This window comes from Sulfurovum sp. (genome assembly GCF_036568385.1).
Taxonomy (GTDB): domain Bacteria; phylum Campylobacterota; class Campylobacteria; order Campylobacterales; family Sulfurovaceae; genus Sulfurovum.
This window is the reverse complement of sequence record NZ_DATCSP010000026.1, coordinates 28,410-54,976: the sequence shown is the minus strand read 5'-3', so window position 1 is coordinate 54,976 and position 26,567 is coordinate 28,410. Positions and strand designations below refer to the sequence as shown.

29 protein-coding genes and 1 tRNA gene are annotated in these 26,567 nt (G+C 47.3%); 21 read left to right on the top strand and 9 right to left on the bottom strand.

The features are described from left to right. Positions 1–448 precede the first annotated feature (448 nt). The gene (locus VIM88_RS02985) at positions 449–1,726 is read right to left on the bottom strand and encodes a PIN-like domain-containing protein (RefSeq protein ID WP_331861397.1); all 1,278 of its coding nucleotides are present in this window, start codon (positions 1,724–1,726) and stop codon (positions 449–451) included. 465 nt (positions 1,727–2,191) lie between these two features. Then, a tRNA-Ser gene (locus VIM88_RS02980) sits at positions 2,192–2,282 on the bottom strand. A gap of 167 nt (positions 2,283–2,449) precedes the next feature. On the opposite strand from VIM88_RS02980, the gene VIM88_RS02975 reads away from it, so the two are divergent. Continuing rightward, the gene (locus tag VIM88_RS02975; RefSeq protein WP_331861396.1) at positions 2,450–2,572 is read left to right on the top strand and encodes a hypothetical protein; all 123 of its coding nucleotides are present in this window, start codon (positions 2,450–2,452) and stop codon (positions 2,570–2,572) included. 3 nt (positions 2,573–2,575) lie between these two features. Here the strand turns inward: VIM88_RS02975 and pyrF are convergent, their stop codons facing one another. Beyond that, positions 2,576–3,268 carry an orotidine-5'-phosphate decarboxylase gene (gene pyrF, locus VIM88_RS02970; protein ID WP_331861395.1) on the bottom strand — a complete coding sequence of 231 codons (693 nt, stop codon included), beginning with the start codon at positions 3,266–3,268 and terminating at the stop codon, positions 2,576–2,578. A gap of 96 nt (positions 3,269–3,364) precedes the next feature. Between pyrF and VIM88_RS02965 the strand changes: the two genes are divergently transcribed. The 6 genes from VIM88_RS02965 to VIM88_RS02940 all read left to right on the top strand — a co-directional run bounded on the left by VIM88_RS02965 (position 3,365) and on the right by VIM88_RS02940 (position 8,202). After that, entirely contained in the window at positions 3,365–3,886 is a 522-nt protein-coding gene (locus tag VIM88_RS02965; protein WP_331861394.1) for a peptidylprolyl isomerase, read from the top strand. 153 nt (positions 3,887–4,039) lie between these two features. Continuing rightward, complete coding sequence (locus tag VIM88_RS02960) at positions 4,040–5,935, top strand: NAD(+) synthase (protein ID WP_331861393.1); 1,896 nt, start codon at positions 4,040–4,042, stop codon at positions 5,933–5,935. A 99-nt stretch (positions 5,936–6,034) separates the two neighbouring features. Then, positions 6,035–6,340: a hypothetical protein gene (locus VIM88_RS02955; RefSeq protein WP_331861392.1), complete on the top strand. Its 306-nt coding sequence runs from the start codon at positions 6,035–6,037 to the stop codon at positions 6,338–6,340. Between the two features lie 185 nt (positions 6,341–6,525). Continuing rightward, positions 6,526–7,179, top strand: a complete 654-nt coding sequence (locus VIM88_RS02950; protein WP_331861391.1) for a DUF502 domain-containing protein — start codon at positions 6,526–6,528, stop codon at positions 7,177–7,179. An 82-nt stretch (positions 7,180–7,261) separates the two neighbouring features. Beyond that, entirely contained in the window at positions 7,262–7,738 is a 477-nt protein-coding gene (locus VIM88_RS02945; RefSeq protein ID WP_331861390.1) for a hypothetical protein, read from the top strand. Between the two features lie 245 nt (positions 7,739–7,983). Further along, a complete protein-coding gene (locus VIM88_RS02940) occupies positions 7,984–8,202 on the top strand; it encodes a cold-shock protein (RefSeq protein ID WP_331861389.1) in 219 nt (72 codons plus the stop codon). Between the two features lie 51 nt (positions 8,203–8,253). Here VIM88_RS02940 and VIM88_RS02935 read toward each other — a convergent pair whose 3' ends face one another. Continuing rightward, complete coding sequence (locus tag VIM88_RS02935; protein ID WP_331861388.1) at positions 8,254–9,669, bottom strand: DUF4139 domain-containing protein; 1,416 nt, start codon at positions 9,667–9,669, stop codon at positions 8,254–8,256. A gap of 48 nt (positions 9,670–9,717) precedes the next feature. Next, positions 9,718–10,083 (bottom strand): cytochrome c, encoded by a 366-nt coding sequence (locus VIM88_RS02930; RefSeq protein WP_331861387.1) that lies wholly within the window; start codon positions 10,081–10,083, stop codon positions 9,718–9,720. A 91-nt stretch (positions 10,084–10,174) separates the two neighbouring features. On the opposite strand from VIM88_RS02930, the gene folD reads away from it, so the two are divergent. The 4 genes from folD to VIM88_RS02910 all read left to right on the top strand — a co-directional run bounded on the left by folD (position 10,175) and on the right by VIM88_RS02910 (position 14,573). Further along, positions 10,175–11,020 carry a bifunctional methylenetetrahydrofolate dehydrogenase/methenyltetrahydrofolate cyclohydrolase FolD gene (gene folD, locus VIM88_RS02925; protein WP_331861386.1) on the top strand — a complete coding sequence of 282 codons (846 nt, stop codon included), beginning with the start codon at positions 10,175–10,177 and terminating at the stop codon, positions 11,018–11,020. Beyond that, positions 11,021–11,992 carry a signal peptidase I gene (gene lepB / locus VIM88_RS02920; protein WP_331861385.1) on the top strand — a complete coding sequence of 324 codons (972 nt, stop codon included), beginning with the start codon at positions 11,021–11,023 and terminating at the stop codon, positions 11,990–11,992. 63 nt (positions 11,993–12,055) lie between these two features. Next, the gene (gene rpiB, locus VIM88_RS02915) at positions 12,056–12,511 is read left to right on the top strand and encodes a ribose 5-phosphate isomerase B (RefSeq protein ID WP_331861384.1); all 456 of its coding nucleotides are present in this window, start codon (positions 12,056–12,058) and stop codon (positions 12,509–12,511) included. Positions 12,512–12,770: 259 nt separating this feature from the next. Next, positions 12,771–14,573 (top strand): SLC13 family permease, encoded by a 1,803-nt coding sequence (locus VIM88_RS02910; protein ID WP_331861383.1) that lies wholly within the window; start codon positions 12,771–12,773, stop codon positions 14,571–14,573. 176 nt (positions 14,574–14,749) lie between these two features. On the opposite strand, the gene VIM88_RS02905 is transcribed toward VIM88_RS02910, so the two are convergent. Next, positions 14,750–16,213 carry a substrate-binding periplasmic protein gene (locus VIM88_RS02905; RefSeq protein WP_331861382.1) on the bottom strand — a complete coding sequence of 488 codons (1,464 nt, stop codon included), beginning with the start codon at positions 16,211–16,213 and terminating at the stop codon, positions 14,750–14,752. A 41-nt stretch (positions 16,214–16,254) separates the two neighbouring features. Beyond that, complete coding sequence (locus VIM88_RS02900) at positions 16,255–16,554, bottom strand: heavy metal-binding domain-containing protein (protein WP_331861381.1); 300 nt, start codon at positions 16,552–16,554, stop codon at positions 16,255–16,257. 253 nt (positions 16,555–16,807) lie between these two features. On the opposite strand from VIM88_RS02900, the gene VIM88_RS02895 reads away from it, so the two are divergent. The 9 genes from VIM88_RS02895 (at position 16,808) to VIM88_RS02855 (ending at position 24,367) form a co-directional block, all read left to right on the top strand. After that, positions 16,808–17,059, top strand: a complete 252-nt coding sequence (locus VIM88_RS02895; protein ID WP_331861380.1) for a GlsB/YeaQ/YmgE family stress response membrane protein — start codon at positions 16,808–16,810, stop codon at positions 17,057–17,059. A gap of 154 nt (positions 17,060–17,213) precedes the next feature. Next, a complete protein-coding gene (locus VIM88_RS02890; RefSeq protein WP_331861379.1) occupies positions 17,214–17,771 on the top strand; it encodes an adenine phosphoribosyltransferase in 558 nt (185 codons plus the stop codon). Positions 17,772–17,840: 69 nt separating this feature from the next. After that, on the top strand, positions 17,841–18,929 hold the full coding sequence (locus VIM88_RS02885; RefSeq protein ID WP_331861378.1) for a metallophosphoesterase: 1,089 nt from the start codon (positions 17,841–17,843) through the stop codon (positions 18,927–18,929). Between the two features lie 71 nt (positions 18,930–19,000). Further along, positions 19,001–20,248 carry a tryptophan synthase subunit beta gene (trpB, locus tag VIM88_RS02880; protein ID WP_331861377.1) on the top strand — a complete coding sequence of 416 codons (1,248 nt, stop codon included), beginning with the start codon at positions 19,001–19,003 and terminating at the stop codon, positions 20,246–20,248. Positions 20,249–20,264: 16 nt separating this feature from the next. Continuing rightward, positions 20,265–21,731, top strand: coding sequence for a leucyl aminopeptidase (locus VIM88_RS02875; protein ID WP_331861376.1), 1,467 nt, complete (start codon positions 20,265–20,267; stop codon positions 21,729–21,731). Positions 21,732–21,900: 169 nt separating this feature from the next. Next, the gene (gene ychF, locus VIM88_RS02870) at positions 21,901–23,004 is read left to right on the top strand and encodes a redox-regulated ATPase YchF (protein WP_331861375.1); all 1,104 of its coding nucleotides are present in this window, start codon (positions 21,901–21,903) and stop codon (positions 23,002–23,004) included. A 16-nt stretch (positions 23,005–23,020) separates the two neighbouring features. Beyond that, entirely contained in the window at positions 23,021–23,482 is a 462-nt protein-coding gene (locus tag VIM88_RS02865) for a DUF302 domain-containing protein (protein ID WP_331861374.1), read from the top strand. 1 nt (position 23,483) lies between these two features. Continuing rightward, on the top strand, positions 23,484–23,963 hold the full coding sequence (locus VIM88_RS02860; protein ID WP_331861373.1) for a DUF1456 family protein: 480 nt from the start codon (positions 23,484–23,486) through the stop codon (positions 23,961–23,963). Positions 23,964–23,983: 20 nt separating this feature from the next. After that, positions 23,984–24,367 carry a hypothetical protein gene (locus VIM88_RS02855; protein ID WP_331861372.1) on the top strand — a complete coding sequence of 128 codons (384 nt, stop codon included), beginning with the start codon at positions 23,984–23,986 and terminating at the stop codon, positions 24,365–24,367. A gap of 3 nt (positions 24,368–24,370) precedes the next feature. Here VIM88_RS02855 and VIM88_RS02850 read toward each other — a convergent pair whose 3' ends face one another. Then, positions 24,371–25,141 carry an exodeoxyribonuclease III gene (locus tag VIM88_RS02850; RefSeq protein ID WP_331861371.1) on the bottom strand — a complete coding sequence of 257 codons (771 nt, stop codon included), beginning with the start codon at positions 25,139–25,141 and terminating at the stop codon, positions 24,371–24,373. Between the two features lie 64 nt (positions 25,142–25,205). Between VIM88_RS02850 and VIM88_RS02845 the strand changes: the two genes are divergently transcribed. Next, positions 25,206–25,772 carry a class I SAM-dependent methyltransferase gene (locus VIM88_RS02845; RefSeq protein ID WP_331861370.1) on the top strand — a complete coding sequence of 189 codons (567 nt, stop codon included), beginning with the start codon at positions 25,206–25,208 and terminating at the stop codon, positions 25,770–25,772. 23 nt (positions 25,773–25,795) lie between these two features. On the opposite strand, the gene VIM88_RS02840 is transcribed toward VIM88_RS02845, so the two are convergent. Continuing rightward, positions 25,796–26,500, bottom strand: a complete 705-nt coding sequence (locus VIM88_RS02840) for a DUF445 domain-containing protein (RefSeq protein WP_331861369.1) — start codon at positions 26,498–26,500, stop codon at positions 25,796–25,798. Between the last annotated feature and the right edge of the window lie 67 nt (positions 26,501–26,567).

The window sequence follows — 26,567 nt, the reverse complement described above, 5'->3', positions numbered from 1 at the left end:
TTTTTCCTCACAAATTTTATTAAAAAATATTAGTATAGCATAGTTAAAGCTATTTGTCTCGTCTTGTTTTTATTCTACTCGTTTCCTCCCGACATTAACAGTTTGGAATGACCCCTCTTTGATGGACACTTATTTAGAACAAACATCAAATCATGCATTTGTTGTAACAAAATTTAAAAAAGTGATTTATATACGGTATATACGGTATATAGGGGATTAAAGTGGCGGACAGTGAGGAATTAACAAGTGGCCACTTGAAGCCCTGTTTTAGGGTATATAGTTCAAACAAAGTCAAAATCAGCCATTTCAGAAGCCACTTTTAATTTTTAAAATTTAGCTCATATAGGTAAAAATCTTTACATAATTTTCTAGCTAGATATTAGTGAACAACTGATGTAAAAATCTAGTATAACCTCGAAAAAGTGTCAAAATATAAATAACAGTTTACTTAATCATCTTTCTTTTTTTTGTCTTTAAAAGCCTTACCAAGTTCTTGGAGTTTCTTTAGATAATCTTCATCAATACTGTATGAGTTATTAACTTTTATATTATAAAAGTCTTTTAATGACTTTAGATAATCTTCATCAATACTGTATGAGTTATTAACATTTAGATCATAAAGGTCTTTAAATAACTTTTGATAAATATCTGAGTCATATATATTATCAAGGTCTTTTTTTAATGACTTTTGATATTCATCAAGACTAGATGTCTTAGAAATATATTTCTCTAATTCAGTATATCTATCAGCAATTTCAGAAATAGTTCTATATTTATCCCTTTCATTTTCAAACTTCTTTTTAGTTTCATTAATAGAGTCACTTGTAATAGTTGTATCTAAAAACTTATTACCATCTTCTAAAAACATTGTTGTATTTAATATTTCAAAATTATTTATATCTGTCTGATTACATATTTCTTCACGTAATTCAGCTCTTGCTCCAATCCTTTTTGTACCATTAGAGTCTATGATGTACCACCAATCTTCCTTTACATCATCTGTAATAAAAATCAAATTTTCATACTCACTGTTTTCAGCTTTTTCTATAATTTGCTTCCAAATAATTAAGTCACCATACATAGGAATATAATTTAATCCGTCATATGAAAAACTTTTATGATCCTTTTTCTCTTTTTCATCTTCATAGCCAGGTGGAAATTTATTAGAATATCTTTTTTCACCTTCTTTATATAGCTTGTCTAACCATTCTTGGTTTTCAGGCTTTTCACCAACTTTTTCTTCAAATAATGTATCTATTACGGTTCTTATCTTATCATGTGATCTAACATCAGGTTGTAATTTATTTACAGATACGACTTCTTTCTTATATATTTTTAAAGTATCATGAATTTTTTTTACCATATTTTCTGTTTCACTTTCTAACTCTGGAAAACGTTGATGTAATTTCAATTCTTTTATTTTCTCAAGTGATGATACTTTTTCAATATTTTCTATATATTTATTTATCTGATTAAAAATACTTTTTTCAATTTTTATAATTGATAGTCTGTTTTTTTGATATTCTAATCCTACATGGTAAGGTAGCCATATACGATCTGATACTTTATCCATAATTTTAAAAAAATCTTTTCTAGTATCCTTTGTATAAGCATAAAGGTTTAATAGTACATTTGTATCAAAGACAAATAAAGTCTTATCAGATTCCCACATACTTTTATAATTATGAGTTGATGGAGAATAAAAACCTTTAAATTGATTTTTCATTACTCTTCCCTTTTTAAATAAATTTAATTAGTTTATCATGTATAGCTTCAATCTTACATTTCTATTTCAATCAATTAGTTGCACCTTATCAATTTTATGGCGGTTAGTTAGGGATAGACATTTGACCACTTATGGGCTTATTCCCTGGGCATCAGTATTAAACAATGCTAATTTCGGCCACTTAATTGGCCAATTATAGTTAAAGTACCTATCTTATGAAACATAAAATATAGTGTTTATGTTGAAAGTGGCCGGAAAAATTATTATCTAAAGTGGCCGGAAAAGTTTAAACTATAAGATCAGCCACTTAATTGGCCACTTTTAGTCTAAATAAGTACAAATATTTAATTAATTATCATTAAATTGCTATTTTCGAAATTTAAATCTAATTAACTTATTTAGTACGATGTCAAGGGAATTTGATATATTATAAGGATTTTTATGAAGAATTATAAGTTTTTTTAATGGCGGACAGTGAGGGATTCGAACCCTCGGTACCCTTACGAGTACGCATCCTTAGCAGGGATGTGGTTTCAGCCAACTCACCCAACTGTCCGTGTGTTTTGTGGATGAGATTATAATAGGAACGGGGTAAATGGAAGCTTAAAATAATATCAATCTTGTCTAAATTGATTTTTTTTCACTTTGATCAATTATTTTTTAGGAAAATCACTGAAAAACTGATTATCATTAGATACTATCTTTTTAAAACAAGGTTCCAACATGTTAAAAAAACTGACACCGATTATCATACTGGCACTCTTTGCTCTGGGCGCGTATTTCATGATGAAGGGGATGGATCAGGCCGTTGATCTGGCCAAACCCCAAAAAGAGATCAATAAGTAGAGATCAAAAAGTAACGATCTCCTTGAGGATCTCTTCTACTTTTTTCTTAGGGTCACTGTCTTTATAGATGGGTCTTCCTACCACAGGAAAGTCTACCCCCTCCTGCTTTGCAAGGTCCAGCGTTGCGACGCGCTGCTGGTCTCCCGCATCTTCGCCGAAGGGCCGGATACCCGGACAGAGCGTCAGGAACTCCTCGGACGTGGCCTTTTTGATGGCCCTGCTCTCATAGGCGGAACACACCACACCGTCCAGACCGTTCTCATAGCTCATCTTCGCGAACTGCTCGGCCTTTTCATCGATGCTTTTTTCGTAGACGCTCTGGAAATTCGCTTCGTCAAAAGAGGTCAGTGCCGTCACTGCCAGCACCAAAGGCCTTTTATCATAGGTGGAGAGACGCTCCATCACCGTTTTCATCGCCACCGCACCTGCAGAGGCATGGATGTTGAACATGTCTACACCCAGTCTGGTGATCTCTTCAGCCGCGTCCGCCATCGTGTTGGGAATGTCGTAGAGTTTGAGGTCTAGAAATATCTTGAAATCAGGGTTGATCGCTTTTAACGCTTCTATAAAAGGTTTGCCGTCACGGATGTAGGCACGGAACCCCACCTTCATCCAGACATTGTACGATTTGAGCGACCGGGCAAGTGCCAGGTTCTCTTCAGCCGACGGCAGATCAAGTGCTACACATAGTTCCATACTTAAAACCTCTAATCTTTTTTATTGAACTTTTTTTAATTGAACTTTCTTTGGGTATAATGATAACCTAATTTAAATATATAAGGACTAAACACTATGTTTGGAAGAGAAACAAAAAGATACGATATCGTACAATCTGTCATGGATACCTACAACTATGCCAAATTCACCACTTCTAAAGGGGTGATCTGGGCTAAACTGTTTAAAGATGAGGCACCGAACACGGTTGCAAACTTCGCGCACCTTGCAGAAACAGGATTCTACAACGGACTGAAGTTCCACAGAGTGATCCCAGGATTCATGGCACAGGGCGGCTGTCCTCACTCTAAAGACAATCCTGCTATGGCAGGTACAGGCGGACCGGGCTGGCAGATAGCCTGTGAAACGGACACCAGCACACACCCGCACAGAAGAGGTGTTCTTTCTATGGCACACGCAGGACCGAACACAGGCGGAAGCCAGTTCTTCATCACGTTTGTAGCAACTCCGCACCTGGATGGTGTACATACGGTATTCGGTGCGATCGAAGAAGATGATACGGATTCTTTCATGGTGCTTGACCAGATCCAGCAGAATGATGACATCCTCAGTATCGAAGTAGTTGAGTCAAGAGACTAATCTTTGTTTGCTTTATTTCCTATCATTTTGACTGAGGCGTTGTTTCTCTCTTCATTTTTTTAGAAAAAACGAAGCAAAAAATCGTCGTGGCTCTCGAATCGCTCCGCTGTCAAGGGCGTTCGCCACGACATATTTTTATTAATTGGAGTGAAAATGTACGGATACTATAGAGTGGCAGCAGCAGTCAACAAGACCATCGTAGCAAATCCGGCTCAGAATGCCGAAGAGATCATAACACTTATCCAGGAAGCACATGCCAAAGAGGTCAGTGTCGTTGTATTTCCAGAACTTACACTGACAGGATACACCGCCAGTGACCTTCACTTGAACCAGACCCTCATCGCATCTCAAAATGACGCACTCGAAACGATTTTGACTGCTACCAAAACCGTCAACACCATCGCCATCGTAGGTGTCGCACTGCTCCAGGCTGACAGGCTCTACAACTGCGCAGCCGTGCTTCAGAACGGAAAGATACTCGGTCTGGTACCCAAATCCTACCTCCCCAACAAAAAAGAGTTCTACGAAAAACGCCAGTTCGTAAGCGGCAGAGATATCAAGCAGACCACAGCCTTTTTACTTGACGAAGAGGTGCCTTTCGGCGTGGACCTTCTTTTTACGGACGCGAAGGACATGACCTTCGCTGTAGAGATCTGCGAAGACCTCTGGGCAGTGACCCCTCCTTCCAACCACATGGCCAGCAACGGTGCCAACCTCCTTTTCAACCTCTCGGCAAGCAACGAGCTGATAGGCAAGGCAGAATACCGTGAAGAGCTGGTGCGTACTCAGAGCGGGCGCTGTATGGCTGCCTATGTCTACGCCTCTGCCGGAGTGGGTGAATCCACGACCGATACGGTCTTTGGAGGGCATGCGCTCATCTGCGAATATGGTGCTACCCTGGCGCAAAACGAGCGTTTCAGTCTCGAGAACAGTATCATTACCGCCGATGTCGACCTGGAACGACTACGCTGGCTCAGGATCAACGAGACAAGCTACTCCGACGGAAGACGCAAAAGCACACGGCTGATCAAAGTCGGAACACTGCCAGACATCACCCGGATCGAGCGCGAGATCAACCCGCTGCCATTCGTTCCTTCACGCTATGCGGAGAAAGAGCACCGCTGTGACGAGATCGTGCATATCCAGGCCCATGGGCTCATCAAGCGTATGCGCCATGCACATATCAAAAAAGCAGTCATCGGCATCTCCGGCGGGCTGGACTCTACCCTTGCCCTGCTCTCTACCCATAAGGCCTTTGAAATGATGGGCTGGGATGTCAAAGACATCATTGCCATCACGATGCCCGGATTCGGTACCACCAGCCGTACGAAGTCCAACGCCGTCAAACTCTGCGAAGCCCTGGGTGTGACCTTCAAGACCATCGATGTGACAGAGATCTCCCACAAAGAGTTCGAAGCCATAGAACACGACGTCAATGAACACACAGTCACCTATGAGAATGTGCAGGCAAGGGCAAGAACCTCTATCCTGATGAACACGGCGAACAAGGAAGGCGGCCTGGTGATCGGTACGGGCGACCTCAGTGAGATCGCTTTGGGCTGGTCCACATACAATGGGGACCATATGAGCATGTATGCGCTCAACTCAGGCATCCCTAAAACACTGATCCAGTATGTGATAGCGTATTTCAAATCCAATGCCGCCATCGCGGAACTCATCGATGATATCCTCAATACCCCTATCAGTCCCGAACTGCTTCCGCATGTGGATGATCAGATCGTCCAGGCAACAGAAGAGATCGTCGGCGCCTATGAGCTGCATGACTTCTTCCTCTACCATTTCGTCAAGTACGGGGCGCATCCGACCAAGATACGCTACCTGGCGCAGCTGGCCTTTGACGGCAAATATGATGAAGAGACCATCACCAAATGGCTCAAACTCTTTTTAAGACGCTTCTTTACCCAGCAGTTCAAACGCTCGTGTATGCCTGACGGTCCGAAAGTCGGTACCATCTCTTTGAGCCCGAGAGCCGACTGGAAGATGGCCAGTGATGCGGATGTAGAGATCTGGCTCAAAAGCTTGGAGTAAAAAGCATATTTATCTCCGGATTGAAGAACTTAACCAAAAATATATTACAATGCGCCCATATCAACAGAAGCGGCCGCTTCAGAAGAAAAAAGGACAATCATGGCAATCATAGATCTAAAAACAGAACATACCCTATATGACGAAAATGCAGCGGATGGCGGTATCAATTACCAGGGTCACGGTGCAGCGTTCCTTAAAAAGGACTTGAGCGAACCCTTACAGTATTGTGAAGACCTGGAGAGAGAAGAGGCACAGGAACTTTTCGATGCACACGAGGATTACTATTTTGGAGATACCTCTTTGTCATGGGAGTTCACTTCCAAACCGCCTATGGGTAAAGGAAAAGTAGCGATGTGGTTTGCGAAGTATTGGAAGAACGGTTACTATGAAGAGCCGTATGAATAATCGGTAACCGATCTCTCCGGCTGCCGTCAAGGCGCTTCCTCCCCAAGACTGATCTTTCCCGTGCACCTCTCTCTTAAAAGGTCACTGGGAACACTTCATCCTGCTTTACCACGCTACTCCTTATGACCAGATACAAGCCAATTTAGTGTAAACTATCTTTCATCACCATCTAAGGAACTCTATCCATGAACTACAAACTGATCAAACACTTTTTACAAACCGCACTTCAGGGTTTTTTCGGACTGCTGCCCGTAATTATCGTCGTCACCGTACTGCTTTGGCTCTATGGCAAGATCGAACTGCTGACAAAATGGATGTTCGAATGGGTCGGCTTTGTACCCGAGAACCATCAGTTCATGTGGATATTGCTGGCCCTGAGCATCTTCCTCTTTCTTCTGTATATCATGGGGCACCTGATGAAGACAAAACTGATCGGATTCTTTGAATCCATACTGAGGAAGATCCCGGGGTACCAGACGATCAAAGACATCATCAATATCTTCAACTCCTCCAAAGATGGAGAAAATAAAGTGCTCGTTGTTGCGATCAGAGGGTTTGCCAATGAAGGCTACAACATAGGTCTGATGTACTCACAGAAAGAGAGCATCATCAAAGACCACTATACCGTGACCCTTTCGATGACCCCTATTCCCAATGGCGGATATATGTTCGAGGTCCACAAGGATAATATCTATGTCATAGATAAAGCCACCTTTGATGACAATCTGCAGTACCTTCTCTCTATGGGTGTCAAAAGTTTAGCCGATGTGTTAAGAACAGAACCGAAACATTTGGATGAACTCGAACCATTGGGCCGATGGCTTGAAAGAGATAAATAGAAGCGCAGCCTCTTAATCGATCACATAAGACCAAATTATCATGCTATAATAATCAAAATGATCACAGCAGAAGGAGTCAGGAATGAAAAAAGAGTTTAAAGCGCTTATCTCAGAGTCTCAAAAGTCACTGGAGAAAGCGGAAGAGAAGATAGAATCGTTCAGTGAAGATCTCAGCGAAGATGCGACCGTGTTTTGGCTTGATCTGAAAAAGCGTCTTTCGCGTGTCAAAGGCAAACTTGAAGATGCCTACGATCATTTTGAAGAGGAAGCCGAGCTCAAAGCGCATTTGGGCGTGATGGAAGCACGAGACCAGATAGAGAAGCTTAAAGGCACCATGGACAATTTCACGCATAAGGTTTCCAATGGTCTGCAGGAAGAGCTGGACATTGCGGCACTGAGAGCACATCTTGCCAAAATGGAAAGCGAAGATCTCTGGTCAGAGAAACAAAAAGATCTTACCCAAATGTATGACAGATCTAAAGATGAGGTCCAGAAACTGGCAAAGAGATCGCTGGAAGAGATGAACCAACTCTTTTTGAAATTGACAGAACTACGATAATGATCACGCAATAAGGGGGCATTTGCCCCTAATCGACCCTATAAAATAAATTTAAATAAATATATTTTTTTATGTAAGCTTATATCTTAAAAAATAAGCTACAATATATTTGATGAAAGATAGGTTCGAGTTCATCTATCGTGTGTTAAGTGTTATTGCTAGACCCCCGAAAGACTCTCTCCGATTTTAGATTCCGCTTGAATAGGGAAACCCTAGAAGTGTAAATTTTACCCAAAGGTATAACAATGGCAGAAACAGTCAACGGTACAGTTAAATGGTTCAATGATGAAAAAGGTTACGGATTCATCCAACAAGAGAATGGTGGAGATGATGTATTTGTACATTTTCGTCAAGTAAACAATCCTAACGGCGGGCGTGTAACACTTGCTGAAGGTCAAGCAGTAACATTTGAAGTTGGTGAAGGTCAAAAAGGCCCACAAGCTGAAAACGTAACTCCACTCTAATAGTGATTTGCAGGCGCTTCGCCTGCAACTATCCCCTTCTATTCCCCTCTTTTAATAATCCACTTTCAACTCTTTATCATGCGATATCTCGAAACGTACCTCTATCACTTTGGTCTCATAGGGTGCCAGCGTAAGTTTCATCTCTATTTTCCCCTCTTCCAGTGACCGATAGTCTACTTTTTTCTCAGAAGTGACAGCCAGCAGTTTTGACCGGATCTCTTCCGTCGTTGAAGTCGGTATGCGTTCTATGACCGTGAAACTTTTTTCTTTATCGGATTTGTTGGTGAGCGTCAGTGTAAAACCGTCTTTTTTACGTACGGTACCGCCAAAAATACCTGTCTCCCGTTCTTTTTCTACTATCTTTTTGCGCACGATCTGGAGATCCTCTTCCGCCTTGGTATAAAGCTGGTATTGCCCCTCCCTGTACTCCCCTGCCGCATTTTCATTGATGACCGCTTCAGCTGATCTCACTTTCCATTCGTGGCGGTCTATCTGATATTTCGGCTGAAAGGAACAGATATGAAAGGCCTTGCTCCTCTCATAGGGATAGGCACGCACTTCACAGGATACAGGTGCTTTCCACTTCAGTACCTCCACCTCGATCGGAACTCCGGTCGAAGGGAGGCTGAGATCGTTGATCCTGTACTCTCTTGCATCTTCATATAGAGCGATCGGTGCCAAACCATACGCTCGATCTTCCGCCATCACTGCCCTTTCCATTTTTGCTTTTTTGGCCAGAGGCGCCGGGGAAGCTGCGTTTGCTGTGGGTTCATACTTTCTGACGATCCAGGGACGGAAATGTACCGGAGACACATATTGACCGGCAGCACGGTAGTAGAACATCGCTGTCTGCGCTTTGATATCGATACCGCTTCTATTGGTGACAGAGAGGTATTGTGTGACCGAGATCTCATTTTGATCCTGGATCATTGCCTCATAGTGTGTAGAGAAAGAGACATACCCGTAAGGGATGACCAGTTCCACCTCCTTGCTGCATGCTTCTTGCATTTCCAGAGCCTGCTTGGCAGGTGCCTGTCTGAGAAAGGCGTTTTCTTTCAGTCGCACCTCCTCTTTCAGCAGGCTTTCCTGCATGGAAAGCCCGGCCTGAGCCTCTCCTATCTCTTTGGCTGCATCGATCATCACCTTCGCATCCAAAGCAGCCGGCCGGGGAATAGAGACAAGCTTTTCCAGGGCTTGACCGTTCGCCTGTACGGCTTTGAGCTTCTGTTCAGATGTTTTCAGCCCGGTCAGAAGTTGGCACAGTCTGTCATCCTGAGGACAACCGAGCTTTGGAGAAAGCGGAACGCTCCTGCCTTCACACCTGACCTGCATTCCCTTGGAAAAACCTATAAAGTTGTCTTTGGGTGTGAAATGATAGAAGGTTCTGTCCTGATAGACAGCAAGAGAGGAGGCATAGGAGACTTCTGCGGTTAAAAGCAGTACGGTAAGAGCTCTGGTAAATTTCATGCGTAACCTTTTTGATATGGAGTATTCAAAAAGATTATAACAAATTATCTATTGTATCGTATCACTTTCTGTGAGCTCTGACAGGTAGACTGTATTTTTCTTCTGCAGGTAGTCATAAATGGCTTTTACCTCTTCCTCTGTCAGATAGTAACGGGGCATCACTTTATGGTAGCTGTTGACCGCATTGATCATCTCGTCCAGCGTATTTAAGCGTATATCTGACCCTCTCAGTGCCTCTTTCCCATTTGTGTCCCTGTATTCAACGATCGTCTGACCTTCACCGCTTTTTCCATGGCACTGCATGCAGCTTATACCTCTGGGATTGGCATAAAGCATTTCACCGTATTCATAGTGTGAGATAAAATCTTCCTCTGCCCATAACATCAGCGGCAATAGCATCCATAAACGTTTCATGATCATATCTGTCTCTAACCCTGTTCCACGGCAAATCGGTCTTGCCTAAAGTATTTTAGATATAATACCCTAAAAACTATAAGGGTACTCTATGCAACTCATCGATGGTAAATCTTTATCCAGAAAAGTGCAGGATACGGTAGCTGCTGAAGTGGCACAACTCAAACAGGAAAAAAATATTGTTCCCGGACTTGCTGTGATCCTCATCGGTGATGATCCTGCAAGCCATGCCTATGTCAAAATGAAAGCAAAGGCGTGCGAAAAAGTCGGTTTTTACTCTATCACGCACCATATGCCCGACACGATCAGCCAGGATGAGATCATCGCTACGATCGAAATGATGAACCAGAACCCCCGCATAGACGGCATCCTGGTGCAGCTTCCTCTGCCCAAACATGTAGAAACGAACAAGATACTTGAAGTGATAGACCCCAAAAAAGATGTGGACGGTTTCCATGCCTACAATGTGGGGCGTCTGGTGACCGGACTTGACAGCTTTGTCGCATGTACACCGCTTGGCGTGATGAAGATGTTCGAAGAGTATGATATAGAACTGAGAGGAAAAGACGTCTGTGTCGTAGGCGCCAGCAACATCGTAGGCAAACCTATGGCTTCCCTGCTTCTCAATGCCGATGCCACTGTGACCATCACGCATATCCATACCAAAGACCTGAAAGCACATACCAGCAAAGCCGATATCGTGGTGGTGGGTGTAGGTGTGCCGGGGCTCATCAAGGAAGATATGGTCAAAGAAGGTGCCATCGTGATCGATATAGGTATCAACCGTATCGAAGACGGTTCGCTCGTAGGGGATGTGGATTTCAAAAACGTCAGTCCCAAATGCTCCTACATCACACCGGTCCCCGGCGGTGTGGGTCCGATGACCATCGCCATGCTTTTAAGCAATACCCTGAAATCTGCGAAAGCGAGAGACTAAATGAAAAAAGTACTACACGGTTTTGGCCGTTTCGCCAACTCGTGGACGGGTACGATCATCATCGTACTTTTCCTTATCTTTTTTGTTGCCCAGTCTTTTGTCATTCCCTCGGGATCGATGAAAAGAACACAGCTGATCGGTGACTTTCTGTTCGCCAAAAAATTCTCCTATGGAATCCCTACCCCTCACCTGCCGTGGCTGGAGATCCCGCTTTTGCCCGACTTTAACGGAAACGGCCACCTGATAGAAGGGCCCAGACCGCAAAGAGAAGATATCGTTATTTTCCGCTATCCCAAGAACAACCAGATACACTATGTCAAACGCTGTGTTGCCGTTGGAGGAGATGAGATCCTCTATGCAGATAAAAAACTGCTGATACACTTTCATGAAGGTGATGCCTATATGAAAGCAAACTATCCTGAAGAGAAGCTGGTCTCGCTTCGCGGAAAACTCTGGGTAGAGAACCCGTATATGGAGAAGTACCCGGGCATCCAGTATGTGCCTGAAACTGTGAATCTCTTTGAAACGCTCTTGAGCTATTATGTCTATAACAAGGATATCGATATGACGCCTGTCTATGTACAGGGCCTTGACGCTCCTACCCACGAGATAGCAGGAAAAGGCATCAATGCACTCTATACCAAAGTAGAGGATGACCACTACTATATGATAGGTGACAATCGTGACAACTCCAATGACAGCCGTTTCTGGGGCGCGATACCCTACAGGCTGATCGTAGGGAAACCCTGGCTGAACTATATGAGCCTCGAGCACCGCTCCTATGAAAGTGTGCTCAATGGCGATGAGTATGGCGGAGGCAGGGACAATGCACAGCTCAGACGCATATGCGGTGATACGCCTATCGACAGCCCTGCCTGTGAGGAACTTTGGAACAAACAGCGCTATACCATACGCTGGGAACGTGTAGGAAGACGTATCGACACGCTCCAGAACGAGCCGCCGACAGAGTAGACCATACGGTTTAAGCAAGCGTATATTTAAGCAAACGTATATTTGAGATAGAAGGGAAAAGAGATGAAAAAGTTTTACATTGCAACGGACCATGCAGGCTATGCACTGAAAGCGTATGTCAAAGAGTTCGTGACCTCTCTGGGTCACGAAATTGTCGACCTTGGTCCGGACTCTGCAGACCGAGTGGACTATCCTGATTTTGCAAAAAAATGCGCCCATGCGGTCCTGAAAGACGAAGGCAGTTTCGGCATTCTGATCTGCGGTACGGGCATCGGCATCAGCATCGCGGCGAACAAAGTACCCGGTATCCGTGCAGCGCTCTGCCATGACCACTACACTGCCAAACTCACCAGACAGCACAACGATGCGAACATCCTTTGTTTTGGTGAACGTGTGGTAGGGAAAGGTGTCATCGAAGACATGATAGAGGTCTTTGCCAACACAGAGTTCGAAGGCGGCAGACATGCAGAACGTGTAGGGAAGATAGAAGGCTGTTCTTATGGGGCTGATCTGGGCTGATCCAACGGCGTCCCCATGAGCTTACAGCCGCACCCACTCCTTTTTTACGCTCAAGGGGTACCTCCTTTTTACCTTCTTGCTATCTGAAAGAAAATAAGCCATCTTTATTATTCTATATATTTATACCAGAACATTAGAAAAATATCTGATACTGTCATTTTTTTAGAAAGAGTTAGATATTCTACTAATAGGAATACTACAACATTTACGGGAAGATCTGTTCCCTTGATAGATCGTTGGACGGATCGAGGAGGAAAGCGTGACGACCGAGCAATTGACCATCTTCGCGATTCTTGCGATAACGCTGGGTCTGTTCGTATGGGGTCGCTGGCGCTACGACATTGTCGCACTTCTCTCCCTGCTGGCCGTTGGGCTGTTCGGACTCATACCTCCCCAGGAAATGTTTGCCGGCCTGGGTCATCCTGCAGTCATTACCGTGGCCGCGGTGCTGGTGGTCAGCCGCGGGTTGCTCAATGCCGGACTGGTGGACACCCTTGCCCGCCATTTGACGCGGGTCGGTGAACAGCCCTGGATCCAAGTGGCGACACTTACGAGCATTGTCGCACTCAGTTCGGGATTCATAAACAATGTAGGAGCGCTGGCGCTGTTCATGCCCGTGGCCATCTGGATGTCGCGTAAGGGCGGAAGTTCACCTTCGCTTCTCTTGATGCCGCTGGCATTCGGTTCATTGCTCGGCGGGATGCTGACGATGATCGGCACACCACCTAACATCATCATCGCAACCTATCGGCAGGAGTCAGGAGGTACGCCGTTCGGGATGTTCGACTTTCTTCCGGTAGGTGCCGCTGTAACGCTGGCGGGACTACTGTTCCTTTCGCTCATCGGCTGGCGTCTCACACCGAAGCGCAAGGAAGAGCAGGATACTTCCAAAGACCTGTTCGAGATCAGCGCCTATTTGACGGAGCTGCGCGTTCCCAAAGAGTGCAAGTTCGCGGGTCGGACCCTGCACGATCTGATGGCCGCCGTCAAAGATGATGCGGACATGTCGGTGGTCGGGCTCGTGCGCAGCGGGAAGCGTAAGGCGCTCCCTTCCATTTTCGAAGTCCTGCAGGAAGAGGACATTCTGCTGGTTGAATCGGATTCGGACAGCCTCAAGACACTGCTGGACGTCACAAGCCTGGTGTTGGCCGCCGGGGAGGATCAGGATCAGGACCAGGACGAAGAGAAGAAGAAAAAGAAGGCAGGTGAGTGGAATCTTACCGAAGCCATCATCACGCACAAGTCGATCCTTGTGGGTAAGACGACAAGCGCACTCTCCGTACGCGAGCGCTACGGACTGAATGTGCTCGCCGTGGCACGTCAGGGACATCGTCTTCGGGAGCGGCTGGGCAAACTCCGCCTCGAAGCGGGTGATGTCCTGCTGGTACAGGGGCAGGAAGAATCACTGCAATCTACGCTGAATGAGCTGGGGTGCCTTCCGCTTGCCTCACGCGGTCTGCGCATCGGCAAGCCGCACAAGGTGCTGCTCTCCGGAGGGATCTTTACCGTCGCGCTGGCGCTGATCGCGCTCGAACTCCTCTCCGCGACTACGGCGCTGGTCGGTGCCGCCCTCGCTATGGTAATGACCGGCCTTGTTGCGAAGGACGAAGTGTACGATAGCGTTGACATGCCGGTGATCATTCTGCTGGCGGCAATGCTTCCCGTCGGTCAGGCGCTGGAAACGACCGGCGCGTCCGATCTCATCGCCCAGGCATTGCTGGAAATAGCACGATCGGCGTCACCGGCGATCGTGCTGGCCCTGCTGATGACCGCAGTGATGCTGCTGTCAAACCTGATCAACAACGCCGCCGCTGCGGTGATCGCTGCACCCATTGCCATCAAGATGGCACAAGGCATGGAAGCCTCTGCCGACCCTTTCCTGATGACGGTCGCGATCGGTGCATCCTGTGCCTTTCTAACGCCTATCGGCCACCAGTCGAACGCATTGGTGATGGTGCCGGGCGGGTACAGGTTCGGCGACTACTGGCGATTGGGCCTGCCGCTGTCGGTGTTGGTATTGGTCGTTGGCGTCCCGATGATCCTGTGGTTCTGGCCTCTTTAGCCGGCGTCGAATGAAGAGAACTCGGTTTCAGAGTGACCGCAGACGGTACTGCACGCCGCAAGTGATGCTATTCTAGTCTTCCACATAATCGATAGTAGTTCCTTAGGCCAGGCCTTTGCCTGCCACGTGCAAAGCGGGAACGGAGAAAAGCAGCTCAAACCGCTTCATGTCCTGCCTCACCTGTCGTCCATCAGATCATTTAACTCCGCATGCGGCAGATAGCTCCGGTAGATCTTTTCGAACGTCCCGTCACGTTTCAGTTCGTTTAGGGTCTCCCGCCACCGTTCGACGGTTTCCGCCGGTGTCCCCCTGGAGATGGCGATATAGAAATCGGACTGGCTGATGGTATATACCGGTTCCAGGTCATCCATGCTGTAGCCGGCTTCTTTCACGATCTCAGGGATCGTGAGGTTGGTAAAGATCGAAAGCTGCACTTCGCCGTTCATCAGTTTTTTGACATTGTCAACGGGTGTCTTGGAGCTGACCAGGTTGGTGAACCCCTCTCGCTTCAGGTATTGTTCCGTGAACCAGTCTGTAGTGGTGGCAATGGCTCCGACCTCCCTCACCTCCTGCAGTGTTCTTATCCTGATCTCCGAACCCTTTTTCGCAAACAGTATCGCGCTGTTCCTGCCAACTGGCCCGACCCAGTGGAACAGATCTTCCCTTTCGGACGTGCGATCGGCGCTGAACAGGACAACATTCGGATGCAGCAGGGCCATGTTGTAGGCGTTCTTCCACGAGGTGAGGCGGACATTATCGGGGATCGCATGGCGCTGCGCTATCTCCCGTACCATATCGGTAACGAACCCGGCAGGTCTGCCGTCGCGCATGAAGGTGATGGGCGGGTACTCCTCGGTGACCAGCTGGACGATCCCCGGTGGGATCTCACCGGGTAGCCATCTTGCATATATTTCGTTGAACTGCCCGTCACGCTTCATCGCATCCAACGCAGCCTGCCAGCGGGCGACCTGTTCGGGTGCGATCTCGCGGGAAAAGGCGAGATAGGTCATATCCGTCGAGACGGTAAAGACGTTCTCAAGCGCATCCATCCGGGCCCCCTGCTTTTCCAGTACCGACGGGAGGGTGATGTTACTGCCTACCAGCAGCTGCGCCTCACCGCGTAACAGGCTTTGTACGGCATCCTTCTCGTTCGCATGGCTTTGAAGGTTGGTGAAACCCTCCTGCTGCAGCATCTGCTCGGAATAGTAATCGGCAACCGTTGCTATCCGATCGACCTGCCTGGCATCTTCCAGTGTGCTAATGCGGATCCCGGAACCGCGAACGGCATAGAGATTGGTATCCAGTACCGTGATGGGACCGACCCACTGCAGCTGTTCCTTGCGTTTTGGCGTCATGGTGGTAGAAAAAAGTGCTACATTAGGCTTCTCATGTACTGCACGGATCCCCTCTTCCCAGGGCAATACCCGGATATCGCCTGTTGTGCCCGTACGTACCATCAGCTCCCGTACCACCTCGGTGGCCTGACCGCTGATATTCCCGTTCTCCGTGAAACTGAGCGGGAAGAATTCTTCCGACAGGATGGTCAGCTCCGCTGTCGCCTCGTCATGGTCTTGCGTCGCACTCGTACAGCCGCCCAGTAGCAGCGACAGCAGAATGTAGATGATCCATAAATGTTTCATAACCAGTCATCTCCTTTGCCTGTTGAGTCACTATCAGTATGTTATACCTTTTTATCTTCAATTACTACAGGTGTGCCTATATAGGTAATGAACAGGAAAGTTCCTTCGGGAAATGTGTGGGTTGCAGTACTGTGTTTCACACCGATGATCGCATTTGCTTCAGCTGGTGCACTCTCGATCAATTTATCAAGTGCTTCCTGATGTTCATCACGCTTTCTTTGTAAAAAGCCTTTGATCAATCCTTTTTGGGATATCTGGATCTTGTGTGTGATCTCTATCATCGAAAACATAGATCTGATCTTCATGTGTTCCGGCAGGGTTTCCGTGGTGGTTACTGTCATGATCAATTGCCTATTCCCCCTTTTTATAAGTATTAACAGTATACAGAAAATGTCCGGCTATTTCAAGAAAGATCACCCTGTCATCTTGAAGCTCTACCTTTATGGGATTCCTTCATTCAATACGTGGGAATCCATGATAGCATGATGAAACCGATCAGATAAGTATATAATAAAAATTTATGTTATCATATTATTTCAATATGTGTTTTTACGCATCGCGTGATAGTACATAAAATCAATACAGGAGTCAAACATGGATATCATGAGTCTTATCATATTTTTAGCGATCGGTGCACTCGTAGGCTGGCTTGCCGGCCTTCTGGTAAAAGGAAGAGGATTTGGTGTCATAGGCAATATCATCGTAGGGATCATTGGTGCTGTATTGGGCGGCTATGTATTCGGTTTGCTTGGTATCACGGCAGGCGGCTTACTGGGGTCGATCGTGATGGCCGTCATCGGTGCTGTGATCCTGTTATATATCATCAGCATACTCAAGAGGGCCTAGCCGGAAAGCGGCCAAAGACAGACCCTCTTTAACGACAGCTTCCGCCTCTCCCGAGGTGGAACGGGAAATTTCACTCTCCTGCATCGATCTCCTCTAAGAACATTCAAACAACCTGTGATAGAATAATCCTCACTACATAATCCAAGGAACGGCCATGACCCTCACATCGGAAGAAAAAGAGATCATACTAAACAGCATCAGAGACATCCCCGACTTCCCGAAACCCGGTATTATCTTCAAAGATATCAGTACCCTCCTCTCCAATCCTGCGGCATTCAATACGCTGATGGACCACCTGACGAACCGCTATTTGGGCTATGAGTTGGACTATATCGCAGGTATCGATGCCAGAGGCTTCATCTTTGGTGCCATCCTTGCAGACAGACTGGGGATCGGTTTTGTGCCGGTACGCAAAAAAGGCAAACTCCCCTATACGACCGTTGCAGAGAAATACTCTCTTGAGTACGGTTTTGATGAAGTGGAGATACATATCGACGCGTTTGTTGCCAAAGATAATCCTGATGGAAAAGGTGCAAAAGTGCTCCTGATAGATGACCTTATTGCCACAGGCGGTACGGCAAAGGCCGCGGCGAACCTTATAGACAGGGTGGGTGCACACTGTGTCGAAGCCTGCTTTGTGATGGAACTGGGGTTCCTTAAAGGGCGTGAAGGTATCAGTGCCCCTGTCTACTCTGTACTGCAGATAGACTGACCCTGCACCTGCTTTGCACAGCCGTCTGCTACAATAAATAAAAAAGTTGGTAATGATATGAGGGTAATGATGTTTTTCTCGATCTTTCTGCTGTTCTTCTTTGCTTTGCACTATCTCTTTTACTCCAGGGTCATCAAAAGGTTCCTGGTATCCGAGACGATCAAAAAAAGATTCACTCTGCTGCTGGCGCTGAACTTCATTTTCAATATACTCTATGTAGCAGGACGCTATACAGACCTTATCAACACGCCTTTGTATTATCTCTTCTCACTCTCCGTAGGTATCTCTTTTGTACTGCTTCTGTACCTGATCGTCCATGAGGTGCTGAATCTGTTCCATAAGACACTCAGGAACGTCGATATGTCAAAAAGAGCATTTATCAAGAACAGCGGAGACGCTGCGCTGATCGCACTCTCGACCTCCTATGTCAGTGCCGGTGCCTATGAAGGGATGAAAGAGCCGGTCGTCAATGTCGTGGAGTTCGACCGTTTTGATTTTTCCATTGTCCAGATCAGTGACCTTCACATAGGCGGCCTGATCGACAGGGAGTTTGTCAAAGCTTCTGTCACCAAAATAAATGCACTGGAGCCGGACATTGTCTGCATCACAGGAGACCTGATAGACACCGCGCTGGAAGAGATAGAGGACATTGTCAGGGAACTCGAAAACATCTCAGCCAAACACGGCATCTACTATGTACTGGGGAATCATGAATACTTCCATGAACCTCTGAAGCTCATAAATTTCATCAAAACCACCAACATGACCCTGCTGCTGAATGAACACATTACGATCGATGCACTGAAGCTCAACATTGTGGGCGTGACAGACCGTGTCGGCTACCGTATGGACCTGCTGGCACCCGATATAGACAAAGCATACAGGGGTGTCAATGAGAACTACAGGACCCTGCTCCTTGCCCACCAGCCGAAATATATAGAAGAGCTCAACACCTATACTCCTGACCTGATACTCAGCGGCCATACGCACGGCGGGCAGATATGGCCTTTTGAGTATCTGGTCAGACTGCAGCAGCCCTATGTGAAAGGGCTCCATAAACTCGCTAACGGCAGCCATCTCTATGTCAACAGCGGCATAGGTTTCTGGGGACCGCCCATGAGACTGGATTCGCAGGCAGAGATCGCCTATATCGTCTGATCTTCACCGCAAAAGGCGAATTCTAACCTCTCATTGGATATAATCCAGCTAATACTATATGAGAGAAACCGATGAACTTACATAATGAAATATACATCCCAAAACACAGCCCCCATGACCCCGATGGGCTAGGCCACTTCGGCAGCATTGAAAAGGGTCAGGTAGGCTATGGCGGCCGTTTTGTACCTGAGACACTGATGCCTGCACTGGAACAGCTTAAAAAAGATTATGAAGCGGTACGTTTTGATGAGGACTTCTGGTCGGAGGTCAACCACTACTACAAGCACTATGTCGGCCGTCCCTCTTCCCTCTACTTTGCTGAGAACCTCTCTAAAGAACTGGATGCGAAGATCTATCTTAAGCGTGAAGACCTGAACCACACAGGCGCGCACAAGATCAACCATACCGTGGCACAGGCGGTCCTTGCAAAAAGACTGGGCAAGACAAAAGTGATCGCCGAGACAGGTGCAGGCCAGCACGGCGTTGCAACCGCTACCGTAGCGGCACTTTTCGGACTTGAATGCGAGATATTCATGGGCGCCAAAGATGCAGCGCGCCAGGAACTGAATGTCTTCCGTATGAAGCTGCTTGGGGCAAAAGTACATGCGGTCGAGTCGGGTAGCAAAACCCTCAAAGATGCCATGAACGAGGCCATCAGACACTGGGTGACCCATGCACGTGACACCTACTATATCATCGGTACGGTGGCGGGGCCGCACCCCTACCCTATGATGATACGTGACATTCAGTCCATCATAGGCTGGGAAGCAAAGAAACAGCTCGATGCAGCAGAAGGATGTCTGCCGGACAAGGTCATTGCCTGCATAGGCGGCGGTTCGAATGCCCTTGGTATTTTCAATCACTTCTTGGAAGATGAGAGCGTAGAGTGTATCGGGATAGAAGCAGGAGGACTGGGACTGGACTCCAAACACGGCTGTTCCCTTGCCAAAGGAAGCCCGGGCGTGCTTCACGGCCAACTGAGCTATCTGCTTCAGGATGAAGACGGCCAGGTCCAGGAAGCACACTCGATCTCTGCAGGTCTTGACTATCCGGGGATAGGCCCCGAGCACTCGTTCCTGAAAGACGAAGGGATCGCGAAGTATGACTATATCACGGATGATGAAGCCCTGGATGCTTTTGTATGGCTTTCACAGGCGGAAGGGATCATCCCTGCTTTTGAAAGCTCGCATGCCATCGCCTACCTCAAAAAGATGAAACCCGAAGAGGTAAAAGGAAAAACGATCCTGATCAATCTTTCAGGACGCGGCGATAAAGATATGATACAGGCAAAAGATATTTTAAAAGACCAATTCAATTAAGACACAAGGAACTAAAATGAATTTCGAACTAACCGCACTTCCCGTAGCCGACCTAAGCAGCGATGTAGAGATCATCATCGTGGTGGACAAAGACACCAAACACCGTTTTGTCCAGGACAAAAAACTCTTAAAGAAAGCAGGTTTTGAGGCAGGACAGGATGAGACCTGTCTGCTTCTGGAGAAGAACAGGCTCTATGTCGGTGCAGAATCCTTGACAAGCAGCTCCATCAGACCGGCAGCTGCTTCGGCGATCAAAGCGTTGCAAGGGACCCAGTACAGATCTATCAAAGTGGCGACCTATACGAACAAGGGATGTACCTATACGCTGCGTGCCATGATCGAGGGATTCATCCTGGGAGCCTACAGTTTCCAAACCTACAAAAGCAAAAAAAAGAAAAACCCTGTGAAGCATATCACCGTATCGCTTGAAGAGTACTCTGAGCTGGAGATCGATATAGAAAAAGCCTCTGAAGCGATCCATAAGGCACAGATCACGGCAGATGCGACGAACTTCACGCGCGACATCGTCAATACCACACCGGATGACTGCTATCCGGAAGTCCTGGCAGGTATCGCGGAAGGTATGGCGGACGACACCGGCCTTGTCTGTAATGTACTCAAACCGAAAGAGCTTCGCAAAGAGAAGATGGAAACCCTGCTGGCTGTTGCACGCGCAAGCCGTCATGCACCGAGGGTCATCCACCTGACCCACAAACCGAAAAACCCTAAATGTGTGGTGACCCTGGTAGGTAAAGGTCTTACCTATGACAGCGGTGGGCTCAGTCTTAAACCTGCTGACTTCATGGTGACCATGAAAGCGGACAAAAGCGGCGGCTCAGCGGTGATCGGTGTCATGAAGGCCATTGCAGAGATGGACCTGCCTGTCGAGGTACACGGTTTCATCGGTGCAGTGGAAAACATGATAGGCGGAGATGCCTACAAACCCGATGACGTACTCGTGGCCAAGAACGGGAAAACGATCGAAGTACGCAATACGGATGCTGAAGGGCGCCTGGTACTTGCCGATACGCTCTGCTACGCACAGCAGGAGGTCAAAGCGGACTATCTCTTTGACCTTGCCACGCTCACTGGTGCCTGTGTCGTCGGTGTAGGAAACTATACATCGGGTGTCATGAGCAACTCTGAAGAACTCAGATCACTTGTCGTCAAAGAGGCAAAGAATGCCGGTGAACTGGCTACCGGACTGGACTTCAACCGTTATCTGAAAAAGACCCTCAAGTCAGAAGTTGCAGATATCTGCAACATCTCCAATACACGCTATGGCGGAGCCATCACCGCAGGTCAGTTCCTTTCTGAATTCATCGATGAGGACCACGCGGACAAATGGGCACACATAGACATCGCGGGTCCGGCCTTTGTAGAGCATGCCTGGGGTGAAAACCCATCCGGTGCTTCCGGTGCCGGTGTAAGAATGATGGTGAAGTTCATCGAAACACTTGCAGAGGATGAGAGCCACCAATAGCGGCTCACCGCTGCTGCAGCGACCACTAACGGCGGGCCGCTCTGCAGCGGAGGATCTGTCTGCTGACCCATGCTCCCGCCTGCCTCTCCCCGCATCTTCGGACTAATCCCTTCTTCACCAATATTCTGGTAAAATCGCGCTAATCATATTATCATATTTAAGGAATACCATGGGACTCAGTATAGGACTCGTAGGACTACCGAATGTAGGAAAATCTACCACTTTCAACGCACTTACCAAAGCACAGAACGCAGAGAGTGCAAACTACCCTTTTTGTACCATAGAGCCCAACAAAGCTGTCGTACCTGTTCCTGACGAAAGACTTGACAAACTTGCTGAGATCGTCAAGCCTGAAAGAATACAGCACTCCACCCTGGACTTCGTGGATATCGCAGGACTGGTCAAAGGTGCCAGCAAAGGGGAAGGTCTGGGGAACAAGTTTCTTTCGAACATCCGTGAGACAGAAGTGATCCTGCATATTGTAAGATGCTTTGACGATACGAACGTCGTGCATGTGGAAGGTTCCATCGATCCGATCAGAGATGTTGAGATCATTGAACAGGAGCTGCTCTTTGCCGACCTGGATGCGGTCGTCAAACGTATAGAGATGCTGAAAAAGAAAGCCCGTGGAAACGACAAGGATGCCAAGGAGCAGCTCGAAGTGGCGGAAGCGCTCCTGGCACATATCGAAGAGGGGCACCCTGTATCTACATTCGCAGACAAGGAGAGTGACGGTTTTCTGGCTATGAACAAAGATCTTCGACTCCTCACCTCCAAAGAGATCATGTACGGTGCCAATGTCGATGAGGACGGCCTTGCCGAAGACAATGACTATGTCAAAGTGCTCAAAGCCTATGCGGCGGAACGCAACAGTGAAGTGATCAAACTCTGCGCGAAGGTCGAGGAAGAGATGGTAGACTTCGAGGAAGAGGAAAAGCAGGAAATGCTCAATGATCTCGGTGTGAAAGAGAGCGGCCTTGACCAGATCATCCACAAAGGATTTGACAAGCTTGGATTGATGAGCTACTTTACAGCAGGTGTCAAAGAGGTACGTGCATGGACGATACGCAAAGGCACGACCGCACCAAAAGCAGCAGCGGTGATACACAATGACTTTGAAAAAGGGTTCATCCGTGCAGAGGTCATAAGCTATGAGGATTATATTACTTATGGCGGTGAGAGCGGAGCCAAAGAAGCCGGTAAAGCCAGACTGGAAGGCAAGGAGTACATCGTACAGGACGGCGATGTGATGCATTTTAGATTTAATGTTTAGTGATGAAAGGATAGTGATGAGAAAGTTGCTTGTACTTGGATTGATCGGTTTTGCCTTGCTTGGCTGTGACGCCAAGAAAGGCACATTTCTTGAAACCGTAGAGAGCGAGAACGACGTGCCTACAGCTGTAGCCAAACTGAAAAAGCTCATCGAAGACCAGGGCTTGACCCATTTCAACACGATAGACCATCAAGCCAATGCGCATGCAGTACAGATGAACCTGAAGCCTGAAACCGTTGTGGTCTTCGGGAATCCGAAAATGGGAACCGTGCTTATGAACTGCAACCCTTCCATAGGCCTGGACCTGCCTCTTCGCATCCTTTTTACGACCAACTATGAAGGTCAGACGACCATTACCTATACCAACCCTGAGTACTGGTCCCTCAAGCATAATGTCAAAGACCCGAAATGTCTCGAGATACTGAAAAAAGCAAAGATAGCTTTGGGTGCCTTGGCGGAAGAAGCAGGTAAAAAGTAAGATGATCATCAGCACGAACGAGATCCTTTACCGTATCAAAAAAGCGTTGAACTTGACCAACGAAGAGATGATAGAAGCCTATAGGCTGGAAGGCTATACGATGGAGATGTCCCGATTGGACGCCCTGCTCAAACGACGCCTGGACAAGGGCTTCCAACTCTGCTCGTATGAAGAGCTGGGGGTATTTCTGGATGGTCTCGTCACACTTAAAAGAGGTCCCTCCCCTAAGAAGAACGAGGAAGCAGAAGACATCGAGCTCACCAACAACCTGATACTCAAAAAACTGCGTATCGCTCTTGAACTCAAAGAGCCAGAGATAGAGATCATCTTTGGCCTCGCAGACGTAGCACTGACAAAGCAGCAGCTGGCCTCTCTCTTCCGTAAAGAAGGGCATAAGAACTTTAAAAAATGTTCCGATGAACTGCTGATGGCCTTTCTGGAAGGGTTGGATGAGTTTTACTATGTGGGGGACATAGACTAAGCGTCTAGTTCTTTACTGCCGTGAACCTGCATTCGTCCCTGCAAACCCTCAAAAACGAACTGGCGAAAAAAGAAGCTGCCTTACAAGCCCTTTATAGCCTCTATCCTGACCTCAGAGGATACTCTGAGTCTCAGCTGTTAGCCTACTTTGAACTGCAGACACGCGAGGCGCTCTACGATCATATTGAAAACATCCAAAGGTCCCTTGCTCCCCATCCCGACACGAGCGATCTGCAAGAGTGCTCAGTATGCAGGTGTACCGATGCCAAAGGAGAACCTAAAGATCTCTATGAGACCCGGGAAGATGCAGAAAAAGCGATCGAAGCGCTTAGGGGACGTACGAAAAAAACACTCTCCGTTTACCCATGTCCGGGCGGCTTCGGATGGCACTTGACCAAAAGATAGGGTTTAAACCTTCAGCACCAGCTTGACAGGACAATGGTCACTGCCCATGATATGATCCAAGATATCTGCATCGACGATCCTCTCCTTGAGGTCATCCGAAACGAAGAAGTAGTCTATTCTCCATCCCACGTTCTTGCCTCTCGCCCCAGCCCTGTAGCTCCACCAGCTGTATCGGTCCGGTTCATCGCCTCTGACATGCCTGAAGGTATCTATGTAGCCGTGGCTCAGGAGTTTGTCTATCCACTCGCGTTCCATCGGTAAAAAACCTGATGTTTTTTCATTGGCCTTGGGACGTGCCAGGTCAAACTCTTTGTGGGCTGTATTGACATCGCCGCATACCACGATCGACTTTCCCTCCTCTCTGAGGGTATTGATATGGTTCAGGAAACGGTCATAGAACTCCATCTTGTATACCAGTCGTTCATCGTCCCGTTGTCCGTTGGGGAAATAGACATTAAAGAACGCGATGTCTCCAAAATGGTACTCATTGATGCGCCCTTCATCCAAAATATCCACATGAGAACAGCAGGATGCTTCCCCTTTGATGTCTGTAAAGAGTGCCACCCCCGACTGTCCTTTTTTGGAAGATGAATTGATGCTCTGGAACTTGTACTCTCTTTCAAAGATACTCTCAGGGATCTGGTCTGCCTCTGCCTTGATCTCCTGAAGACCGAGAAAATCGACATTTTCCTCATCGATCCACTTCAGTGCCTCTTTTTTCTCAACCGCCCGTATGCCGTTGACATTCCATGATATAAAGGTTAGTGTGCTCATAAAAATCCTTGATAATTTAGATAGAATAATACCAAAAGAGACTTCAAACAAAAAAAGGGTATGCGTGGCATTGGAAGACAAGACAAGATGGGATGAAAAATACCAGAACAATCAAATACCCGACACACCCGTCAAACTGATCACGGAGTATGCAAAACTGGCTGGCGGAACACAGGCGCTCGACATTGCATGCGGCATGGGAAGGCATAGCAAATACCTGGCTTCCATGGGCTTTGAAGTGGATGCATTGGACATTTCAGGTGTCGCACTGGCACGGCTCAAAGGGGTAGCACATGTCCATCCGAAGGAGGTCGATCTTGATACCTACAGGCTTCCCAAAGCGCAGTATGACCTGATCGTCTGCACCTACTTCCTTGAACGCAGACTTTTTCCCCAGATGATAGAAGCGCTGAAGCCAGGGGGCATCCTCCTGTTCGAGACATTTTTGGACCATCCGGAGAATGAAAGGGCCCCATCCAACCCTGCTTTTATGCTCCAGGAAGGTGAACTGGAATCAAGCTTTGGTGACAGCTGCGAACTGCTGCACCTTCAGGCGTTCTGGGATGAAGACTACCTGGGATACAGGACGATGAAGGCCTCTATGGCAGCCAGGAAAAAAGCAGATGTTTAAACGAAGGCAATGCCATGTTCGGTTTAGATCAGAAATGCGCTGACCAAACCGATAAGCCCGCCGAACACACCGCCCCAGACGACCAGCCAGCCCAGATGTTCTTTGATGAGCTCCTGCACCAGTGCTTTGACCATTTTGGGGGTCAGCGCTTCAAGGCGGCTCGTGATGAGTGCTTCTACGGTGGCCAGCATATCTTCGCTCAGATCGGAATGCCTGATCTGGTGTTCAAGCTGTGCTTTGAATGCCGAAGAGGAGACGATGGAAGCAACGGCGGATCTGAGCTTTTTTGAGAACGGTTCCCGTAACCCCTCCAGGGCCGCTTCACCGCCGAACATGGAAATGGCCCCGCCGAACTTTGACTCCATGACCGTTTTGGAGAGTGCATCAAATGCAGGAGAGAAGTCGGTGTTTTCGACCAGGGGTCCAAGGTCGATCTTTTTCTCTTCCTTCGCAAAAAAGTCTTCCAACTGTGCTTTGGTGAAAAACTGCTGCATCATCATCTTTTTGATGGAGCTCTTAAAGAGATCGAAGTTCTTTTCTATCACACCGGAACCATAGAGGAGAGGAACCTTTTCAAACAGCATATGAATAGCAAGCTGGTTGGTAATGGCACCGGAAAGTGCAAAAAGTCCTGTGAACAGCAGTGCATGCTGATAGTCAGACGGCACCAGGAAGGATGCACCGATACAAAGGACTGCTAAAAGGTCGGTTAGAAGAGATTTTGACATGGCCTATCCACTTTTGTTTTTCGCGTAATATACCAAAATTCGGATTATATCAGGGCATCAATTCAAT

Coding starts and splice junctions, on each gene's coding strand:
- VIM88_RS02850 (WP_331861371.1), bottom strand. CDS start 25,141: ATGAGCACACTAACCTTTATATCATGGAATGTCAACGGCATACGGGCG.
- VIM88_RS02960 (WP_331861393.1), top strand. CDS start 4,040: ATGTACGGATACTATAGAGTGGCAGCAGCAGTCAACAAGACCATCGTA.
- pyrF (WP_331861395.1), bottom strand. CDS start 3,268: ATGGAACTATGTGTAGCACTTGATCTGCCGTCGGCTGAAGAGAACCTG.
- VIM88_RS02865 (WP_331861374.1), top strand. CDS start 23,021: ATGAGAAAGTTGCTTGTACTTGGATTGATCGGTTTTGCCTTGCTTGGC.
- VIM88_RS02900 (WP_331861381.1), bottom strand. CDS start 16,554: ATGACAGTAACCACCACGGAAACCCTGCCGGAACACATGAAGATCAGA.
- VIM88_RS02860 (WP_331861373.1), top strand. CDS start 23,484: ATGATCATCAGCACGAACGAGATCCTTTACCGTATCAAAAAAGCGTTG.
- trpB (WP_331861377.1), top strand. CDS start 19,001: ATGAACTTACATAATGAAATATACATCCCAAAACACAGCCCCCATGAC.
- VIM88_RS02945 (WP_331861390.1), top strand. CDS start 7,262: ATGAAAAAAGAGTTTAAAGCGCTTATCTCAGAGTCTCAAAAGTCACTG.
- lepB (WP_331861385.1), top strand. CDS start 11,021: ATGAAAAAAGTACTACACGGTTTTGGCCGTTTCGCCAACTCGTGGACG.
- VIM88_RS02985 (WP_331861397.1), bottom strand. CDS start 1,726: ATGAAAAATCAATTTAAAGGTTTTTATTCTCCATCAACTCATAATTAT.
- VIM88_RS02955 (WP_331861392.1), top strand. CDS start 6,035: ATGGCAATCATAGATCTAAAAACAGAACATACCCTATATGACGAAAAT.
- VIM88_RS02940 (WP_331861389.1), top strand. CDS start 7,984: ATGGCAGAAACAGTCAACGGTACAGTTAAATGGTTCAATGATGAAAAA.
- VIM88_RS02950 (WP_331861391.1), top strand. CDS start 6,526: ATGAACTACAAACTGATCAAACACTTTTTACAAACCGCACTTCAGGGT.
- VIM88_RS02890 (WP_331861379.1), top strand. CDS start 17,214: ATGACCCTCACATCGGAAGAAAAAGAGATCATACTAAACAGCATCAGA.
- VIM88_RS02930 (WP_331861387.1), bottom strand. CDS start 10,083: ATGAAACGTTTATGGATGCTATTGCCGCTGATGTTATGGGCAGAGGAA.
- VIM88_RS02935 (WP_331861388.1), bottom strand. CDS start 9,669: ATGAAATTTACCAGAGCTCTTACCGTACTGCTTTTAACCGCAGAAGTC.
- VIM88_RS02885 (WP_331861378.1), top strand. CDS start 17,841: ATGTTTTTCTCGATCTTTCTGCTGTTCTTCTTTGCTTTGCACTATCTC.
- VIM88_RS02905 (WP_331861382.1), bottom strand. CDS start 16,213: ATGAAACATTTATGGATCATCTACATTCTGCTGTCGCTGCTACTGGGC.
- VIM88_RS02875 (WP_331861376.1), top strand. CDS start 20,265: ATGAATTTCGAACTAACCGCACTTCCCGTAGCCGACCTAAGCAGCGAT.
- rpiB (WP_331861384.1), top strand. CDS start 12,056: ATGAAAAAGTTTTACATTGCAACGGACCATGCAGGCTATGCACTGAAA.
- VIM88_RS02895 (WP_331861380.1), top strand. CDS start 16,808: ATGGATATCATGAGTCTTATCATATTTTTAGCGATCGGTGCACTCGTA.
- folD (WP_331861386.1), top strand. CDS start 10,175: ATGCAACTCATCGATGGTAAATCTTTATCCAGAAAAGTGCAGGATACG.
- ychF (WP_331861375.1), top strand. CDS start 21,901: ATGGGACTCAGTATAGGACTCGTAGGACTACCGAATGTAGGAAAATCT.
- VIM88_RS02840 (WP_331861369.1), bottom strand. CDS start 26,500: ATGTCAAAATCTCTTCTAACCGACCTTTTAGCAGTCCTTTGTATCGGT.
- VIM88_RS02975 (WP_331861396.1), top strand. CDS start 2,450: ATGTTAAAAAAACTGACACCGATTATCATACTGGCACTCTTTGCTCTG.
- VIM88_RS02965 (WP_331861394.1), top strand. CDS start 3,365: ATGTTTGGAAGAGAAACAAAAAGATACGATATCGTACAATCTGTCATG.